Origin of the sequence: Mesorhizobium calcicola (assembly GCF_042682105.1) — a bacterium.
Classification (GTDB): domain Bacteria; phylum Pseudomonadota; class Alphaproteobacteria; order Rhizobiales; family Rhizobiaceae; genus Mesorhizobium; species Mesorhizobium calcicola.
The window spans coordinates 240,841-258,516 of the sequence record NZ_JBHUGY010000020.1; the positions used below are offsets into that span (position 1 = coordinate 240,841).

Genomic DNA, 17,676 nt, shown 5'->3' on the forward strand with positions numbered 1-17,676 from the left:
CGGCTTTGCCCGCAATTTTTTGGCGAGGTCCGCTGTTTTTTCCGCAAGGGGTTGCAAAAAAGCCCGGCCTTGTGCCGGGCTTTCAGCATTATCTTGCCGTCAAACGGTTCAGGCCGACTTCTTCTTGTCGTCGTCCTCGTCGATTTCCTCGAAATCGGCGTCGACCACATCGGAATCCTTGGCGGCGTCCGCCTTGGCGTCGGCTTCCGCCGCTTCCTTCTGCGAAGCCTCGTACATGGCCTGGCCGAGCTTCATCGAAGCCTCGGCGAGCGCCTGCGACTTGGCCTCGATGTCGGCTGCGTCGTCGCCTTCGGCCGCGGCCTTCAGCGCCGTGATCGCGTCTGCGATCGCCGTGCGGTCGGCTTCCGAAACCTTGTCGCCATATTCCTTCAGCGACTTCTCGGACGAATGCACCAGCGCCTCGGCCTGATTGCGAGCCTCGACCAGCGCACGCCGCTTCTTGTCGCTCTCGGCATTGGCCTCGGCGTCCTTGACCATCTTCTCGATGTCGGCGTCCGAAAGACCACCCGATGCCTGGATGCGGATCTGGTGCTCCTTGCCGGTGCCCTTGTCCTTGGCCGAAACGTTGACGATGCCGTTGGCGTCGATGTCGAAGGTGACTTCGATCTGCGGCACGCCGCGCGGCGCCGGCGGGATGCCGACCAGGTCGAACTGGCCGAGCGCCTTGTTGTCGGCGGCCATTTCGCGCTCGCCCTGGAAGACGCGGATGGTCACGGCCGACTGACTGTCCTCGGCCGTCGAGAACACCTGGCTCTTCTTGGTCGGGATCGTCGTGTTGCGCTCGATCAGCCGCGTGAACACGCCACCCAGCGTCTCGATGCCGAGCGACAGCGGCGTCACGTCGAGCAACAGCACGTCCTTGACGTCGCCCTGCAGCACGCCGGCCTGGATGGCGGCGCCGAGAGCGACGACCTCATCCGGGTTGACGCCCTTGTGCGGCTCCTTGCCGAAGAACTGCTTCACGATCTCCTGGATCTTGGGCATGCGGGTCATGCCGCCGACCAGGACGACTTCGTCGATCTCGCCCGCCTTCAGGCCGGCATCCTTGAGCGCGGCCTTGCACGGGTCGATGGTGCGCTGGACGAGGTCGTCGACCAGCTGCTCGAACTTGGCGCGCGTCAACTTCAGCGTCAGGTGCTTCGGACCGGTCGCGTCGGCGGTGATGAAGGGCAGGTTGATTTCGGTCTGCGTCGTCGACGACAGCTCGATCTTGGCCTTTTCAGCCGCCTCCTTGAGGCGCTGCAGGGCCAGCTTGTCGTTCTTCAGGTCGATGCCCTGTTCCTTCTTGAACTCGGCCGCCAGGTACTCGACCAGGCGCATGTCGAAATCCTCGCCGCCGAGGAAGGTGTCGCCATTGGTCGACTTGACCTCGAACACGCCGTCGCCGATCTCGAGCACCGAAATGTCGAACGTGCCGCCGCCAAGGTCATAGACAGCAATGGTCTTGCCATCCTTCTTGTCGAGGCCGTAGGCAAGTGCTGCAGCGGTCGGCTCGTTGATGATGCGCAGCACTTCCAGGCCGGCGATCTTGCCGGCGTCCTTGGTCGCCTGGCGCTGGGCGTCGTTGAAATAGGCCGGAACGGTGATGACCGCCTTCTCGACCTTCTCGCCGAGATAGGCTTCCGCCGTTTCCTTCATCTTCTGCAGGATCATGGCCGAGATCTGGCTGGGCGACTGCTTCTTGCCGCCGGCCTCGACCCAGGCATCGCCATTGTCGCCCTTGACGATCTTGTAGGGGACAAGCTTCTTGTCCTTCTCCGTCACCGGATCGTCATAGCGGCGGCCGATCAGGCGCTTGACCGCGAAGATGGTGTTTTCAGGATTGGTGACCGCCTGGCGCTTGGCCGGCTGGCCGACGAGACGTTCGCCGTCACCGCTGATGGCGACGATGGAAGGCGTCGTGCGCGCGCCTTCCGCATTCTCGATCACCTTAGGCTCTTTGCCATCCATGATGGCGATACAGGAGTTGGTGGTGCCGAGATCGATACCGATTACTTTTGCCATTTTTCTAGTCTCTCCGCTAAGCAGGCTCTCAGGACCCCTACAGGCGTTCCGACGAAAGCCCCTGTTCACAAGAAATTCCGTTCCGGCAACCGGCATTCCGGCGCCGAACGGCTTGGCGCGTATATAAGAACAGGCAGCATCGCGCGCAAGCATTCTGCGCAAGGCCTGCCATGAACCTTTCCACCTCCGCCCGCGACTGATGTCCAGGCGCCGCATGGTGCGGCCCGGAAAGGAAGCCCCCCATGACCATTAACCCAGAGACTCCGCGGTCTCCGGGAACAACGGGAGCTCGGCGCGACCACCGCCTTCGGGACGGGGTCGATGCGCTGGGCTTCCCGCTGATTCCGTTGACCCTGCGTAAGAGCAGGCGTATCGTGACGATGAGGAAAGCAGACAATTCGATCAGGGACGAACGTGCCGGACCACCGCGCCTTGCCCTGGCTTGCGCGGTAACGCCGGATGTTTCTCCCGTGGCTAACGGGGGTAGCTTCATGTCTCGCGTCCGCGGCACGTTCGTGTCTTCTCTCAACTCTTCTCTCAACGGCGGCCTGCGCCGCGCCATGCATCCGGGCGGACTGCTGGCGCTGACGCTCACCGCCGGTCTGTGGCTGGGTGGCGCGGCACGGGCGCAGGACAGCCAGATCATCTATCCCGGCTCGATGGCGGTGACCGGATTTTCCGGCACCATCATTCCCAATTTCGACGCGGGCCTGCCGCCCGGCGTCGATCCGGTCGACGAAACCTTCATCGACACCACGCGCGCCACCTTGCGCGTGTTCGACGTCTCGCATCTCGGCGGGCCGGCCGCCGGCCAGCTCGTCTTCACGCCGCCGCCCTTCGAGGTCACGGCCGAACAGATCGGCCAGGTGTTCGGCCTCACCTATGATGACGGCGTGCGCGACGGCTTACCGTCGGGCGTTCCCAATCTCTATGCCGGCGCCACCTCGCTGCACGGCATCCGCATCGTCACCCCGGATGCCGACGACGATGGCAGGCCGGAGCGGCAGCGCCGCGGCACGGCCGGCGCCACCTTCATGGATGGCCAGTTCGGCACCGAAAACGGCGGCGGGCCGGGTACCATCTGGAAGATCGACGGCATCACCGGCCAGGTCTCCAAGTTTGCCGACATCGACACCAACAGCGGTCCCGGCATCGGCAACCTCACCTTCGACCCCCTTCACCGCCAGTTCTTTGCCTCCGACCTCGACACCGGCCTGATCCACCGCATCGACGCCGACGGCAGGCTGATCGACAGCTTCGACCATGGCGTTGCCGGGCGTCCGGCGCATGGGCTGGCTCCGGTCGCCGACGATGGTTCGGTGATGGACATTCAGGGCGCGGCCTTCGACAGCGAAGACCCCGACAGCTGGGGCTACACGCAGGACGAGCGCCGCATCTGGGGCGTCTCCTATCATGGCGGCCGGCTCTATTATTCGGTCGGCGAAAAGTCGGAAATCTGGTCGGTGGGCATCGCCCGCGACGGCACCTTTGCCGGCGACCCGCGCTGGGAACTGACGGTCAAGGCCGACAAGGACTACGCCGTCACCGACATCGCCTTCGACAACAGCGGCTTCATGTACCTGGCCCAGCGCGGGCCGGTCGAAAACCGCTACGACTACAGCCAGTTCGCCGATTCCGGCAAGGGCGAGGTCATCCGCTACTGGCGCGAAAATCCGGACGATCCGGCGACGGAATCGATCTGGGTCGAAGTGCCGCAGGAATATGCCGTCGGCTTCCCGCAAGGCAACCGGCAGTCGGCCGGCGGTCTCGACCTGCAATATGGCTATGACGCCGACGGCAATCTCGATACCTCGGTCTGCACCCAGACGCTGGTCAACACCGGCGACAAGCTGCGCGACAATCCGGCTCTCGCCGAGCAGCTCGCCGCCGGCGGGCCGCTGGCCGTGCATGGTGTGCAGATCACGCCCAAGGAGCTGGTCAAGCCGGCCAATGTGCCGCCGTTCGGCTCCTGGTTCGTCGATTTCGACGGCTATTTCGAAGATCCCGAAGTGGAAGGCCATGTCGGCGACGTTGCCGTCTGGCATCCCTGCGAGGGCCGCGCCGGCTACTATGAAGAAATTCCCGGCGGCTATCTGCCACCCTTCTACCCGCCGGACTTCCCACCGCCCGGCAATCTGCCTCCCTGTCTCGATGTCGAGGACGTCCAGTACTACTGCACGCCTTCGGGTCTCGAGGCCGATCTCTATCTCCATGACCATGCCGGCTTCGGCGGCGATTCGATCAAGGCCCTGTCCAGGACGCCAGGCGTCGGGGTGACTTCCCCCATGTCGCATGCGCCCGGCACGCCATACACGATCGGCATCACCGGCCACTATCCGGGCGACACAGTCGATGTCGGGCTCTGCTTCTACAGGAAGTCCGACAAGGACAAGGGTGGCTACTACCCTTGCTGCAAGATGACTTTGCCGCTCAAAACCCCAGCCGTCAGCTGCGAACGTTGAGGAGGGGAAGATGAAAAATCTCGCGCTTTCCCCGCTCGCAACGAGCAACCAGTCAAAGCAGCCAACCGTCTTGGAGACGATCATGAAACCCCTGTCACTCGCCAGGCGCGGCGCGCGCTGGCTGATGGCGGCCGGTATCGCGGTCGCCACCTTGACCCCGGTGCAAGGCTTCGCCGAAGAGGTCTACACCGTCATTACGGAGCCCAGACTCGACCTCGACAATCCGCGCATCGTCAATCCGGAACCGGGCCGGGTCGTGCCTTTCTTCACCAAGAAGGGCACTCAGAGAGGTTGCGACTATGTCGTCTATTCCCTGAGCTTCGGCTTGCGCGGCGACCCGCAGGGTTTTGCCGACCCAGGCTTCGCGGCCAGACTGAAAAAAGCCCGGCTCGACTTCAAGGACCAGCTTCCGCATGGCCTTGAGATCGTCAACGTCAATGTGTCCGGCGACGGCACGGATGCGGCCGGTGGACCATTGCCGGGTGCAGCGATCAGCACCTCGGCAAATCCGAACGATACGGCCACGGTTTCCGATTTCCGGATTTCCGCGTCCGATCTCGACGGTGTCGGCGCTCCCAACGAGCGCGTCATCACCTTCCAGATCACGGCCAAGATCGACCATGCGGCGTTTCCTTCGCCTGTTATCGTCGACAACCAGGGCATCATCAAGGTGACGCCGGAACCCGGCACGGGGATCATCATCCCGTCGCAGGATCCGAGCAAGCCCGACGACGGCGACTTCAAGACCGGGGAAAAGACCTCGATCAGGATCGACGTCACCAAGTGCAATCCGCCGCCGCCACCTCCCGGCAAGGAATGCTTCAAGGTGGAACGCGGCACGGTTGATTGCGTGCCCGGTGGCGGCGCCTTCATCTACCACATGGCGGTCGGCCCGGAGATGGGTGGCAAGTGGGTGCAGGTTTCGACCACGACACCCGGCATCACCATCATCCCCGACACCCAGCTGGTGCCGGCGGGCGGCGGCGTGCTCGACTGGAAGATCGTCGGTGCGTCACCCGGCGACGTCATCCACCTCATCGTCACCGGCATCGAAACCTATGCCGGGCCGAAGGAAGGCTGGGGCCTGTGCTGCACGCAGACCATCGACATCGTCATCCCGCGCGACCAGAGATGCCCGCCCAAGGACAAGGAACCGGACCTCAAGGTTGAAAAGCGTGCCGAAGTCCCGCGTTGCACGATGGGCGGCGGCTGCGACTTCACCATCAGGGTCACCAATGTCGGCACCGGTGCCTACCATGGCAAGATCGTGCTCGACGAGGTGACGCTGCCGGCCGGCTCGACGCTGGATTCAGGGCCCAATCCGCCCTGGGTCTGCGTACCCGGCACCACCCCGATGACGTGCACCTATCCGGTGACCACGCTCAATCCGGGAGCCTTCGTTGACCTCAAGCTCGGTTTCAGGCCGGCTGGCGGCTGGCAAGGCAGCGTCCTGCGCAACTGCGCCAGCTACAACTACGCCGCCAGCGGCAAGCCGCTGTTCGGCAGCCAGTCGAACGATCGCGGCTGCGCCTCGATCCCGATCTGCCGGCGTAGCGATCGTGATCGTGAATGCCAGCCACCGGTCGAAAAGAAGGTCGACCTGATCTTGAAGAAGCGTGCCCGCACAGAGGTCTGCACGGCCGACGGCATCTGCACCTTCGTCATCGACGTCATCAACAACGGCACTTTCACCTACAACGGGCCGCTGACGGTGATCGACAGCTATCCGGGCGGCGCGCCGGCCTCATCGACCTTCGGCCCGACCCCGCCATGGACCTGCGGCCCGACCGGCCCCGGCCTGTTCCGCTGCGACAATGCGGGCATCTCGCTCGCACCGGGCGCCTCGACGCCGATCTTCGTCAAGGCGGTCATGCCGGCCGGCTACCAGTCCGACACGGTGGAGAACTGCGCCGAGGTGAAGGCCATCCCTGGTGAAGACGATCTCACCAACAACAAGGCCTGCGCCAAGGAACGCATCCGTCACCCCAATGGCGGCAAGCCGGCCTTGCGCATCACCAAGGTGTGCAATGGCTCGCTGGCCGGTGCCGCGGTCGTCTCTTGCCGCATCACCGTCGTCAATGCCGGCACGGCTGCCCCCACCGGTCCAGTGCGGGTCAACGACGCCGCCACGCTGGTGGCGGGCGGCGCGCCCGTCCAGATCCAGACCGTCACTCCCGACGGCGCGGAATGGGCGTGCGGACCGGTTCCGGCCAATGCGCTGTCGTGCCAGATTCCCGGTGCCGTCATGACACCCGGAACCAGCCGCCACTTCGACGTGACGGTTTCGGCAAACGGCGAGTTCGAGAACTGCGCGCGCGGTTCGTATGGTCCGGCGCCAGGCGACGACGTCGTCTATCCGATCGGCCAGGCCTGCGCCAAGGGCGGCGGCCCTTCGACCATACGTGTCGAAAAGACCGGCGACCGCGAATGCAGGCTCGGCCAACCCTGCTCGTTCGAGATCACCATCACGAATGATGGGACCAGTCCCTTCTCCGGTCCGGTTCGCATCGGCGATGCGATCGGCGTCGAAGGGCTCGGCAGGCTGGACGGCGTTGCGATCACCTCGATCGATCCGCCCTTCGGCTGCTCGCCGGAGCCGGCGACCTTGCCGCTGTCCTGCATTGCCAACCTGACGCTCGGCGCCGGGGAAAGCCAGGTGCATCAGGTCACCGTGGTCATTCCCGACGACGGCCGACTGGCCAATCTGCAGGGCAATGTCAGCGGCCAGAACTGCGTCGGCGTCCTGTCTCCCGACACACGGGTGCAAGGCGGCGACGTGCTTCCCGGCGACCAGGCCAATGTGCAGGGCGATCGCGGCAAGGCCTATGCCTGCCACCCCTTCACCATCACGCATGAGGTGAAGAAAGAGTGCTCGCCAGGTTTTGTCATGAACGACGCCGGCAGATGCGTCTGCCCGCAAGGCACCACCTTCCGCAACGGCCAGTGCTCGCCTGATGGCGGTGTCATCGTCGAGCCGAAGCCGAGGCCCTGCGTGCTGCTCGAAGGCCAGATCCGCACCGAGGACGGACGTTGCGTCTGCCCACGCGGAACCGGGCTTGAAAACGGAAGATGCGTCAAGACCGACAAGCCTGACCAATGCACCATCCGCGGTCAGGTCCACAACTCGGACGGCGATTGCGTTTGCCCGAAGGGTACGGAAGTCAGGGGCAATGCCTGCCGTCCGATCCGGCCGAAGCCCGAGCAGTGCACGATTCGTGGCCAGATCCATGACGCCAACGGCGATTGCGTCTGCCCGAAGGGTACGGAAGTCAGGGGCAATGCCTGCCGTCCGATCCGGCCGCAGCCTGAGCAGTGCACGATCCGTGGCCAGGTCCACGACGCCAACGGCGACTGCGTCTGCCCGAAGGGTACGGAGGTCAGGGGCAATGCCTGCCGCCCGATCCGGCCGCAGCCCGAGCAATGCACCATCCGTGGCCAGGTCCACGACGCCAACGGCAATTGTGTCTGCCCAAGGGGTACCGAGGTGCAAGGCAATGCCTGCCGGCGCAAGCAGCCGCCGGTGGAGCAGTGCGAGATACGCGGCCAGATCCACAACAAGCGCGGCGAGTGTGTCTGTCCGCGTGGGACCGAGGTGATCGACGGCGCATGCCGCAGGTCCAGGCCGCAAGAGGAGTGCGCACCGGGCTCGCTGATGATCAATGGCCAGTGCCAGCCGATCATCAGGCGGCATTGCCCGGAAGGCACGATCGGGCGGTATCCAAACTGCAGGCCGATCCGCCAGCAACCGTCATTGGAACCCGGCCTGCTGAACCCAAACGTCCTGCAGCAGCTGCTGCCGCGGCGCAAGACGCAAATCGACCAGCAACAACCGCAGGACGCCCCGGCTGGAAACATCCAGAACTTGAAGCCGTAACCGTCTGCCTGATACAGGCCAGAAACCCGCCGGAGCAATCCGGCGGGTTTTTGTTTGGATCGCGGCGTCGCACCAGCCTGTGCAGCCACCCGCCTGCGCACTCGACAAGTCACCTGCTGCGCATTAGGCAGGCGATAGAGTGGCCGGATGAGAAGGGCGCTCGGAAAGGCCGCCTTTATGAGCAAAAAGACCTTGATCGCACCATCGGTGCTGGCATCGGATTTTTCCAGACTCGGCGATGAAGTCGAAGCGGTGGTGGCTGCCGGCGCCGACTGGGTCCACCTTGATGTGATGGACGGGCATTTCGTTCCCAACATCACCTTTGGCCCGCCGGTGATCAAGGCGATCCGCAACCGCACCAAGGCCTTCTTCGACTGCCATCTGATGATCGCGCCGGCCGACCCTTATCTGGCCGCCTTTGCCGAGGCCGGCTGCGACGGCATGACGGTGCATGCCGAGGCCGGGCCGCATCTCGACCGCTCGCTGCAGACCATCAGGAACCTCGGCAAGAAGGCCGGTGTGTCGCTCAATCCGGCAACGCCGGAAAGTGCGGTCGAATATGTGCTCGACCGGCTCGATCTGATCCTGATTATGACCGTCAATCCGGGCTTCGGCGGCCAGGCCTTCATTCCGGCGATCGTCGACAAGGTGAAGCGGGTCAAGGCGCTGATCGGCGGCCGGCCGATCCGCATCGAGATCGATGGCGGTGTGTCGGCCGAAACCGCGCCGCTGGTCACCGCCGCCGGCGCCGACGTGCTGGTGGCGGGCGCCGCCATCTTCAGGGGTGGCGGCGTCGACGCCTACCGGCAAAACATTCAGGCGATCAGGACGGCTGCCGACAACGCAGCCGGCTAATCCGCGAACTCCCGTCTTCAAACTCCATTTGCTGCCGCCGGCTCCCATGCCTGACACGGTCCGCCGGGTCTGATTCGCGAAGCATCGAGGTGGAGGAGAGGCCTGATTCGGCCTCCCTTTGCGCGCGCCAGAAAAGACGATCGCGCATGCATACAAGAACAGATGATCCCTGCGTGCATACAAAACATGTTAAGTTTCCGAAGGTTGTAGAAATACGCGAATTTGCGGCCTCGAACAGCGGAAGACCGTATATTCCTTCGTGCTTAAGTACAATAACGCGATCTTCTGCTTGAGCCCCTGAGGGTAGGCGCGATAAGATACATGTACGAAAGGGGACTGGTTTCGGACTCGAATTGCCCAACACAAATTGGGGATAAGGAGTCGCTATGACATACGGAGCTGCCAATCTGAACCACGACGGCGCAGGATCCAAGAGCACCCTTGCCAGCACGGTCTACCACCAATTGCGTGACGACCTTCTCGGTGGTGTTCTTGAAGCCGAAAGCAAGCTGCGGGTCGAATGGGTGGTTTCCAAGTATGGGGCTGGCGCTTCCCCTGTCCGCGAGGCTCTCAATCGACTCGCCTCGGAGGGGCTTCTCGGCCGGCACGACCAGCGCGGCTTCTTCATCATGCCGATCAGCGCCTCGGAGCTCGAGGAGCTGACGCGCACCCGCTGCTGGCTCGAGGAGCGGGCGCTTTGCGAATCCATCGCCCACCGCACCGCCGAATGGGAGGAACAACTCGTATTGGCCCTGCATCGCCTGGGGCGTGCGTCACGTCTTTCGCCGCAGAATCTCTACTCGCTCGATCCGGATTGGGAGAGGTTGCACCGCATCTTCCATCGGGTCCTGATTTCGGCCTGCCGGTCGCAATGGCTGGTGGGATTCTGCGAGCAGCTTTCCGATCACGCCTACCGCTACCGGCAAATGGCCAATGACGGCGAAAGCGTCCAGCGCGACGATTTCGGCGAGCATCGCCAGATCGCCGAATATGCACTGGACGGCAATGCCGACGGCGCCGTCGAAGCCCTGATCAATCACTACCAGTTGACCGCTGCCATATGCATGAAGCGCTTCCAGCAAAGCGAAGCGTCGAAGGCGGTCGCCGGCAAGGCCGAACGCGCCCGGCGGTAACGTCGTTTCCCGGCATCTTTTGCGGCCATTGCTCGCAACCCCCATTGCCCGCAACCAATTGGCGCGACGGGACAACCGCTGTCCGCGGTCTTGACGGCGCGGCCAAGAACCGCGAACTGTTCGCCGCCAAAGCATGCCAAAGCATGCTCGGCGCCGCTGTTTCCGCCACCCCGGGAAGACTTTATGAGCAACCATCTGTTCGACGCGTTCCGTTCCCGGATGCCGGCGCCCGGGCGCCTGTTGATGAAAACCGATGACGGCCGCTCGTTCACCTATGGCGATATGCTGGCGCGGTCGGCGCAGCTTGCGCATGCGCTCCTGCAATTGGATGTCGAGCCCGGCGACCGGGTCGCCGTTCAGGTCGAGAAGAGTCCCGAAGCCGTCCTGCTCTATCTCGCCTGCCTGCGTGCCGGTGCCGTCTTCCTGCCGCTCAACACCGCCTACACGCTGGCCGAGCTGGAGTATTTCTTCAGCGACGCGGCACCACGGCTGGTCGTCTGCGATCCGGCCAGAGCGGTCGACATCGGCGCACTGGCAGAAAGATCGGGCGCCATCACCGTCACGCTCGGCCGCAATGGCGAGGGGTCGCTGACGGATCAGGCCTCGCGGCTGCCGGCGGACTTCCACGATGTGGCGCGCGGCGAGGGCGATCTCGCGGCGATCCTCTACACGTCGGGAACTACGGGCCGCTCGAAAGGTGCCATGCTCAGCCACGAGAACCTCGCCTCGAACGCGCGGGTGCTGGTCGACCACTGGCGCTTCACGACCGATGACGTGCTGATCCACGCGCTGCCGATCTTCCACACCCATGGCCTGTTCGTCGCCACCAACGTCGTCCTGATGGCCGGCGCCTCGATGCTGTTCGAACAGAAATTCGACCCGGCCCGCATCGTCTCGCTTTTGCCGCGCGCCACCGCCCTGATGGGCGTGCCGACCTTTTACGTGCGCCTGCTGCAGCAGGACGGGCTGGACCGTCAGGCGGCAAAAAACATTCGCCTGTTCATTTCCGGTTCGGCGCCGCTGCTGGCCGAGACGCACAAGGCATGGCGCGCCCGCACCGGCCACGCGATCCTCGAACGCTACGGCATGACCGAGACCAACATGAACACCTCGAACCCCTATGACGGCGAGCGGCGCGCCGGCACGGTCGGCTTCCCCTTGCCGGGCGTAGCGCTTCGCATCGCCGATCCCGACACTGGCAGGCCGCTTGCCCAGGGCGAGGTCGGCATGATCGAGGTCAAGGGCCCGAACGTGTTCGGCGGCTACTGGCGCATGCCGGAGAAGACCAAAGCGGAATTCCGCGCCGACGGTTTCTTCATCTCAGGCGATCTCGGCATGATCGACGCAGACGGCTACGTCCACATCGTCGGCCGCGGCAAGGACCTGATCATTTCCGGCGGCTACAACGTCTACCCGAAGGAACTCGAAAGCGAGATCGACGCGCTTGACGGCGTCGCCGAAAGCGCCGTCATCGGCGTTGCCCACCCGGATTTCGGCGAAGGCGTCACCGCTGTCGTCGTACGGGCACCGTCATCGCAGATCACCGGAGCCGAGATCCTCGGCGCCATCGCCGAGCGCGTTGCAAAATACAAGCACCCGAAGCGGGTGATCTTCGTCGACGAACTGCCGCGCAACACCATGGGCAAGGTGCAGAAGAATCTTTTGCGCGACACCTACCGGGATCTCTACACATCCTAGAGCCTGTTCCATCCCGATGGGATCGGGATGGGGCCCTTGACGGCTGGAACCGTGGCGGCCACCCCGGCTGACGACACGATCCGGGAATATCCCCCGCTCTTCGCGACGGACCGTTCAAGCTTCACGGGCAAGGTTTGGGAACTCGACAAACGCCGGTTCGCCAGCGATAGGTCAGCTTTTTGGAGTTGCTTTGCTGCCGGAGCCGGGCGCCTTGGACGGAGCGCCGGAGCCCCACAAGGCGCGCGCGACCAGGTTGCGCTTGCCCTTGCGCGGGACAAGCTCGATATCGCTGACCAGCTTGGCGCCGCCCTCGCGCCGCTCCAGCGTGATCTTGCGGCTGTGGAAGGCTTCCAGCTCAGCGCGATGCGCGACGCTGATGATGGTGACCTTCGGCAGTTCGTGGATGATCGTCTCCATCATCTTGTCCTGGCTCTTTTCGTCAAGCGCCGAGGTCGCTTCATCGAGCACGATGATATCGGGGCTGTGCAGCAGCAGACGCGCGAAGGCGAGCCGTTGCTTTTCGCCGCCCGACAAGGTCTGGTCCCAGGGCGCGTCCTCCTCGATCTTGGCGGCGAGATAGGCGAGGCCGACCTTGTTGAGGGCGGCCTTGATCTCGTCGATCGTCCAGTTGTCGGCGGCGGCGGGGTAGGCGATCGCGCGGCGCAGCGTGCCGGAGGGGATGTAGGGCCGTTGCGGCAGCATGAACAGCCGCCGGTCGGCGTGGAAATTGACGCTGCCGCCGCCCCACGGCCACAGGCCCGCGACGGCCCGCACCAGCGTCGACTTGCCCGAACCGGATTCGCCGGCCACCAGCACCCGCTCGCCCGGTCCGATCTCGACCCCGGTTTCCTTGACCACGGCGGTGCCGTCGTCGAGCGTCACGGAGAGATTGTCCAGGCTAAGCATCGCGCCGTCTGCGGTTTCGCCGCGGTTGATGCGTCCGAAAGTGTCGCTCTGTTCCGCGCGCTCCAACCCATCGAGCGACATCATCAGCGAGGCGATGCGCCGCGCGCAGGCGTTCCAGTCGGCAAGGCGCGGGTAGTTGTCGACCAGCCATCCGAACGCGCCTTGCACGATGCCAAAGGCAGAGGCAGCCTGCATCACCTGTCCAAGCGTCATGTCGCCTTCGAGGAATTTCGGTGCGCAAAGCAGGATCGGCACGACTGGCGCAAACAGGCTCGATCCCTGCGACACCAGCGCCGTGCGCATGTGCTGGCCGGTCAGCAGCGCCCATTGCCTGAGCACATGGCCGAAATTCCTGTCGATGCCGCTACGCTCTTCCTCCTCGCCGCCGAGCAAGGCGATGCTCTCGCCGTTTTCGCGCACGCGCGTCAGCGTGTAGCGCAATTCGGCCTCCGCCTGGTTCTTCTGCTCGGAGAGATGGATGAAGTTGCGGCCGATGACCACCATCGAGGTGGAGGTGATGGCGGCATAGATCATGGCTGTGATGACCAGGAAGCCGGGAATGGTGATGCTCGACCCCGCGATCGGCAGGGAGAGCGCGCCGCCGATCGTCCACAGCACCACGATGAAGGTCGAGGCCGACAGGAACGCGTTGAGGACGCCGGCGATGAAATCGACCGGCGACTCGGTGGCGATGCGCAGATCCTCCGTGATGCGGGCCTCGGGGTTCTGGTGGTCGCCGCTGACGAGGTTCAGCTGATAGTAACGGCCGCTTGCCAGCCAGCGTGCGATGACCGCGGTGGTGAGCCAGGAACGCCAGCGGCGCTGGATCGTCATGCGCAGATAGACCTGCGCGACGACAAGGCTGCCGCTGCAGATCACCAGCGGCACGAACACGGCGCTGAGGAAATAGACGTTGCGGGCGTTGCGCTGCTCCAGCGCGTCGAAGATCGAGCGGTTCCAGACATTGATGCCATACTGGAAGCCGATATTGATGCAGATCAGCAGCAGCACCCCGATGGTGAAAGGCCAGGCGAGCCGGTCACCGCGCCGGCTCCAGTAACCGCGCGCGCTGATCCAGAAGCGCCGCAGCAGATATTTCTTGCGCGCCTGCTCGGCCTGCTCGGGCGTCAGCTGCGGATCGGGTTCGACGGCCTCCGGCGGCGGTGCGGCCTGGCCGTTGACCTCAGGTGCGGCTTCGACAGCCGATATCTTCTCCTCGCGCGACCTCTCTTCGCCCGACCTTTCTTGGCGCGACTTTTCAGCACCGTTCGGGTTGGTGCCGTCAACCGATTTCGGCTTGGATTTATCCCCGGACATAACGGCGATAACGGCTTAAAAATCAAAAGGTTTCATGACGTCCGCTCGAGATGACAACTCCCGAGAGCGGCTGTCACTACGGGTACAGCAGCCCGACGACATGGTCGGCGATCGCCAGGCTTGCCGTCAGGCCGGGACTTTCGATGCCGAACAGGTTGACGATTTGGCCGGCGCGATGGTCGGCCGGACCCTGGATCATGAAGTCGGCCGCCGGCTGGCCGGGGCCGGACAGTTTCGGCCTGATGCCGGCATAGGCCGGCTGCAGGGCACCGTCGGCAAGATCGGGCCAATAGCGCCTGATCTCGTCGTAGAAGGCCGCACTACGGGTGGGATCGACCGAATAGTCCACGCTGTTGATCCATTCGACATCCGGGCCGAAGCGCGCGCTGCCGGCGAGATCGAGGGTCAGATGGACGCCGAGACCGCCGTTAACCGGCACGGGATAGATCAGCCGCGAGAAGGGCGACCGTCCCGAGAGCGAAAAATAATTGCCGCGCGCCAGCCACAGCGGCGGAACAAGACCTTGCGGGAAGCCTTCGATGCGGCCGGCGAGGGCCTGCGCATCGAGGCCCGCGGCGTTGACGAAGGCGCCGGCCCGCACCGTGAAGGTTTCGCCATTGGCATCTCGCGTTTCGATCCGGATCCCATCGACTTCAAGGGCGGCGCTGGAGACGGTGGTGAGGAACGCAAAGGAAGCGCCGGCGGCCTCCGCGTCGCCGCGCAGCGACAGCATCAGCGCCTGGCTGTCGACGATGCCGGTCGAAGGCGACAGCAGCGCGCCGGCGCATTGCAGCGCGGGTTCGAGGCTTTCGGTTTGTGCCTGCGTCAAAAGCTCGAGATCGCCAACCCCGCAACTCCGCGCGTTGGCCCTGATCGCGCCCAGCCTGTCCAATTGGTTCGGATCGACGGCGACAATCAGCTTGCCGGGGCGGGCATGGGCGACATCGTGCTCGCCGCAATAGGCGTAGAGCCGCTCGCGGCCTTCGACGCAGAGTCGGGCTTTCAGGCTGCCCGGCGCATAGTAGAGCCCGGCGTGGATGACTTCGGAATTGCGCGAACTGGTGACGGTGCCGATCGCGCCGGCCTGTTCGGCCACCAGCACCTCGCGTCCCGACAGAGCGAGCGCCCTGGCGATGGCCAGCCCGACGACACCCGCTCCCGCAATGACGCAATCGACGTCATGCATGGCCTGATGTCATCGAGCGTTGTCGGCTGCAAAAACCTTGTCGCCGCCGATCCAGACGCTGGCGATGTCGAGATCGTCCGACAGCGCAACGATATCGGCTGCCGTGCCGTTGGCGAAACGCCCGAGCCGGTGCGACTGGCCGATCGCTTGCGCCGGGTAGAGCGAGGCCATCCGCAAGGCCTCCGACAGGTCCAGTCCGACAACCCGGTGGACGTATCGAGCGGCCGAGATCATGTCGAGATCGGCACCCGCCAGCGTTCCGTCGGCGAGCCGCAGGCTGCCATCCCGGCGGTAGATGGTGCGGCCGTTGAGCGTGAAAGAGGTCATGTCTGTGCCGATCGTCGCCATGGCGTCGCTGACCAGCACGATCCGGGCCGGTCCCTGCTTGGCCCGCAGCGCGATCTTGATGGTCGCGGGATCGACATGGATGCCGTCGGCGATGAGACCGGCCGACAATGTGCCGATGTCGATGGCCGCGCCAGCCAGCCCTGGCTCGCGGTTGCCGATCGGGCTCATCGCGTTGAACAGATGGGTGACCATCGAGGCGCCGGCCGCGGCAAAGGTGCTGGCCGTGGCGTAGCCGGTGTCGGAATGGCCGAGGCTGACGATGATTCCGGCCTTGGTCAGCGCCGAGACGCGCGCCGGTTCGACGGATTCGGGTGCTATGGTGGTGAGCAGCACCGGCAGTCTTTGCCGCGCCGCGATCAGCAGCGCCTGGTCGGCGTCGAGCATCGGCCGGATCAGCGCCGGATCATGCGCGCCCTTGCGGGCAATCGACAGATGCGGTCCTTCGAGATGCAGCCCGAGAAAGCCTGGCACCTTCCGCAGCGCCGCTGCTTCGCCGGCAGCGATTGCGGCGGCGGTGATGGCGGGCGTGTCGGTGATCAGCGTCGCCAGCAGCGCCGTCGTGCCGAAGGGCGCATGTGCCTTGCAGATGGTTTCGAGCGAGGCGACATCGGGGTGGTCGTTGAGCATGACGCCGCCGCCACCATTGACCTGGAGGTCGACGAAGCCGGGCGCCAGCATGCCGCCGCCGGTCTCGACGACGCGAATGTCGGAGGCAATGGCACCTGTGGGCAGGATGGCCTCGACAAGACCATCGCGCACGACAAGTGCGGCGCCGTCATGCCAGTCGTCGCCGTCGAAAATCCGGGCGCCAGTCAGGGCAAAGCGGTCGCTCATACGGTCTCCGTCACCTTGCGAAGATTGCGCGGCGTGTCCGGATCGAGGCCGCGATGGCGGGCAAAGGCTTCGACGAACATGTAGAAGGAGACGATCAGCGCCAGCGGGTCGGTCAGCGGATGACCGGTGGCGACATGCGGCAGGCGCACGGCGCGCTGGGCAAGTGCGGAGGTGACGAACACCGGCGCGCCCTTGGCCGCCAGGCTGTCGGCGGCTTCGGCGACGGACGGTTCGGATGCATCGCGCGCGGCCAGCGCCAGCACCGGAAAGTCGGGGCCGATCAGCGCCAGCGGGCCATGCATGACTTCGGCCGCACTATAGGCCTCGGCATGCATGCCGCAGGTCTCCTTGAACTTCAGCGCCGCCTCGTTGGCCATCGCCGCCGACGGGCCGCGGCCGAGGATGAACAGCGACTTCTGCTTCTCGATCGTTTCGGACAGCACCGTCATCCAGTCGCATGCGATCGCCTTGCCGAAATGCTCGGGCAATTGGAAAAGCGCTGCCAGCAGCGCCTCGTCGCCGGTGGCATGCGCCATCAGGCCAAGCCCGGCGACGGCGGAATTGATGAAGGTCTTGGTCGCCGCGACGCTGCGCTCCGGCCCGGCCAGGATATCGATCGCATAATCCGAGGCGCGCGCCAGCGGCGAATCGGCGGTGTTGGTGATGGCGATGGTCAGCGCACCGCCGGCCCGTGCCGTCTCGGCCATGGCGACGATATCGGGGCTCTTGCCCGACTGCGAGATCGCCAGGCAGGCCGAGCGGCCGAGCCTGAGCTCGGCTCCGTAGATCGAGGCGATCGAGGGGCCGACGGAAGCCACGGCAAGGCCCGCGGTCAGCTCCACGGCATATTTCATGAAGGTGGCGGCATGGTCGGACGAACCACGCGCCACGGTGACGACAAACTGCGGGTCGCGTTCGCGGATGCCGCGTCCGGCCTCGGTCAGCACGGCGCCGGAGCCGTCGAGCAGGCGGGCGACGGCTTGCGGGATCTCTTCGATCTCGCGCCGCATATGGGTAGGCGCTGTCGGCATCGTCGGC

Annotated in this window: 10 protein-coding genes; 5 read left to right on the plus strand and 5 right to left on the minus strand. The window is 64.8% G+C overall.

Annotated features, from left to right (window positions below):
* Positions 1–108: 108 nt before the first annotated feature.
* Entirely contained in the window at positions 109–2,025 is a 1,917-nt protein-coding gene (dnaK, locus tag ACFSQT_RS13225; protein WP_379019191.1) for a molecular chaperone DnaK, read from the minus strand.
* A gap of 491 nt (positions 2,026–2,516) precedes the next feature.
* On the opposite strand from dnaK, the gene ACFSQT_RS13230 reads away from it, so the two are divergent.
* From ACFSQT_RS13230 to ACFSQT_RS13250, 5 genes are all read left to right on the plus strand, one after another.
* Positions 2,517–4,487, plus strand: coding sequence for an NHL repeat-containing protein (locus tag ACFSQT_RS13230; protein ID WP_379019193.1), 1,971 nt, complete (start codon positions 2,517–2,519; stop codon positions 4,485–4,487).
* Positions 4,488–4,497: 10 nt separating this feature from the next.
* Positions 4,498–8,361, plus strand: a complete 3,864-nt coding sequence (locus tag ACFSQT_RS13235; protein WP_379019195.1) for a DUF7929 domain-containing protein — start codon at positions 4,498–4,500, stop codon at positions 8,359–8,361.
* Between the two features lie 177 nt (positions 8,362–8,538).
* Positions 8,539–9,216 (plus strand): ribulose-phosphate 3-epimerase, encoded by a 678-nt coding sequence (gene rpe / locus ACFSQT_RS13240; protein ID WP_379019197.1) that lies wholly within the window; start codon positions 8,539–8,541, stop codon positions 9,214–9,216.
* Positions 9,217–9,602: 386 nt separating this feature from the next.
* Entirely contained in the window at positions 9,603–10,349 is a 747-nt protein-coding gene (locus ACFSQT_RS13245) for a GntR family transcriptional regulator (protein WP_379019199.1), read from the plus strand.
* A 183-nt stretch (positions 10,350–10,532) separates the two neighbouring features.
* Positions 10,533–12,047 carry a malonate--CoA ligase gene (locus ACFSQT_RS13250; RefSeq protein WP_379019201.1) on the plus strand — a complete coding sequence of 505 codons (1,515 nt, stop codon included), beginning with the start codon at positions 10,533–10,535 and terminating at the stop codon, positions 12,045–12,047.
* A 171-nt stretch (positions 12,048–12,218) separates the two neighbouring features.
* Here the strand turns inward: ACFSQT_RS13250 and ACFSQT_RS13255 are convergent, their stop codons facing one another.
* The 4 genes from ACFSQT_RS13255 to ACFSQT_RS13270 all read right to left on the minus strand — a co-directional run bounded on the left by ACFSQT_RS13255 (position 12,219) and on the right by ACFSQT_RS13270 (position 17,669).
* Positions 12,219–14,270 carry an ABC transporter ATP-binding protein/permease gene (locus ACFSQT_RS13255; RefSeq protein WP_379019203.1) on the minus strand — a complete coding sequence of 684 codons (2,052 nt, stop codon included), beginning with the start codon at positions 14,268–14,270 and terminating at the stop codon, positions 12,219–12,221.
* Between the two features lie 76 nt (positions 14,271–14,346).
* On the minus strand, positions 14,347–15,456 hold the full coding sequence (locus tag ACFSQT_RS13260) for an NAD(P)/FAD-dependent oxidoreductase (protein WP_379019205.1): 1,110 nt from the start codon (positions 15,454–15,456) through the stop codon (positions 14,347–14,349).
* A gap of 9 nt (positions 15,457–15,465) precedes the next feature.
* Positions 15,466–16,638 (minus strand): N-acetylglucosamine-6-phosphate deacetylase, encoded by a 1,173-nt coding sequence (gene nagA, locus ACFSQT_RS13265; protein ID WP_379019207.1) that lies wholly within the window; start codon positions 16,636–16,638, stop codon positions 15,466–15,468.
* Entirely contained in the window at positions 16,635–17,669 is a 1,035-nt protein-coding gene (locus tag ACFSQT_RS13270; RefSeq protein ID WP_379019432.1) for an SIS domain-containing protein, read from the minus strand. The genes nagA and ACFSQT_RS13270 overlap by 4 nt, the downstream gene beginning before the upstream one ends.
* Positions 17,670–17,676: the final 7 nt, after the last annotated feature.

Excerpts from the sequence above, each read along its gene's own strand:
- ACFSQT_RS13260 (WP_379019205.1), bottom strand. The coding sequence starts at position 15,456 with ATGCATGACGTCGATTGCGTCATTGCGGGAGCGGGTGTCGTCGGGCTG.
- ACFSQT_RS13245 (WP_379019199.1), top strand. The coding sequence starts at position 9,603 with ATGACATACGGAGCTGCCAATCTGAACCACGACGGCGCAGGATCCAAG.
- ACFSQT_RS13270 (WP_379019432.1), bottom strand. The coding sequence starts at position 17,669 with ATGCCGACAGCGCCTACCCATATGCGGCGCGAGATCGAAGAGATCCCG.
- rpe (WP_379019197.1), top strand. The coding sequence starts at position 8,539 with ATGAGCAAAAAGACCTTGATCGCACCATCGGTGCTGGCATCGGATTTT.
- ACFSQT_RS13230 (WP_379019193.1), top strand. The coding sequence starts at position 2,517 with ATGTCTCGCGTCCGCGGCACGTTCGTGTCTTCTCTCAACTCTTCTCTC.
- ACFSQT_RS13250 (WP_379019201.1), top strand. The coding sequence starts at position 10,533 with ATGAGCAACCATCTGTTCGACGCGTTCCGTTCCCGGATGCCGGCGCCC.
- nagA (WP_379019207.1), bottom strand. The coding sequence starts at position 16,638 with ATGAGCGACCGCTTTGCCCTGACTGGCGCCCGGATTTTCGACGGCGAC.
- dnaK (WP_379019191.1), bottom strand. The coding sequence starts at position 2,025 with ATGGCAAAAGTAATCGGTATCGATCTCGGCACCACCAACTCCTGTATC.
- ACFSQT_RS13235 (WP_379019195.1), top strand. The coding sequence starts at position 4,498 with ATGAAAAATCTCGCGCTTTCCCCGCTCGCAACGAGCAACCAGTCAAAG.
- ACFSQT_RS13255 (WP_379019203.1), bottom strand. The coding sequence starts at position 14,270 with ATGTCCGGGGATAAATCCAAGCCGAAATCGGTTGACGGCACCAACCCG.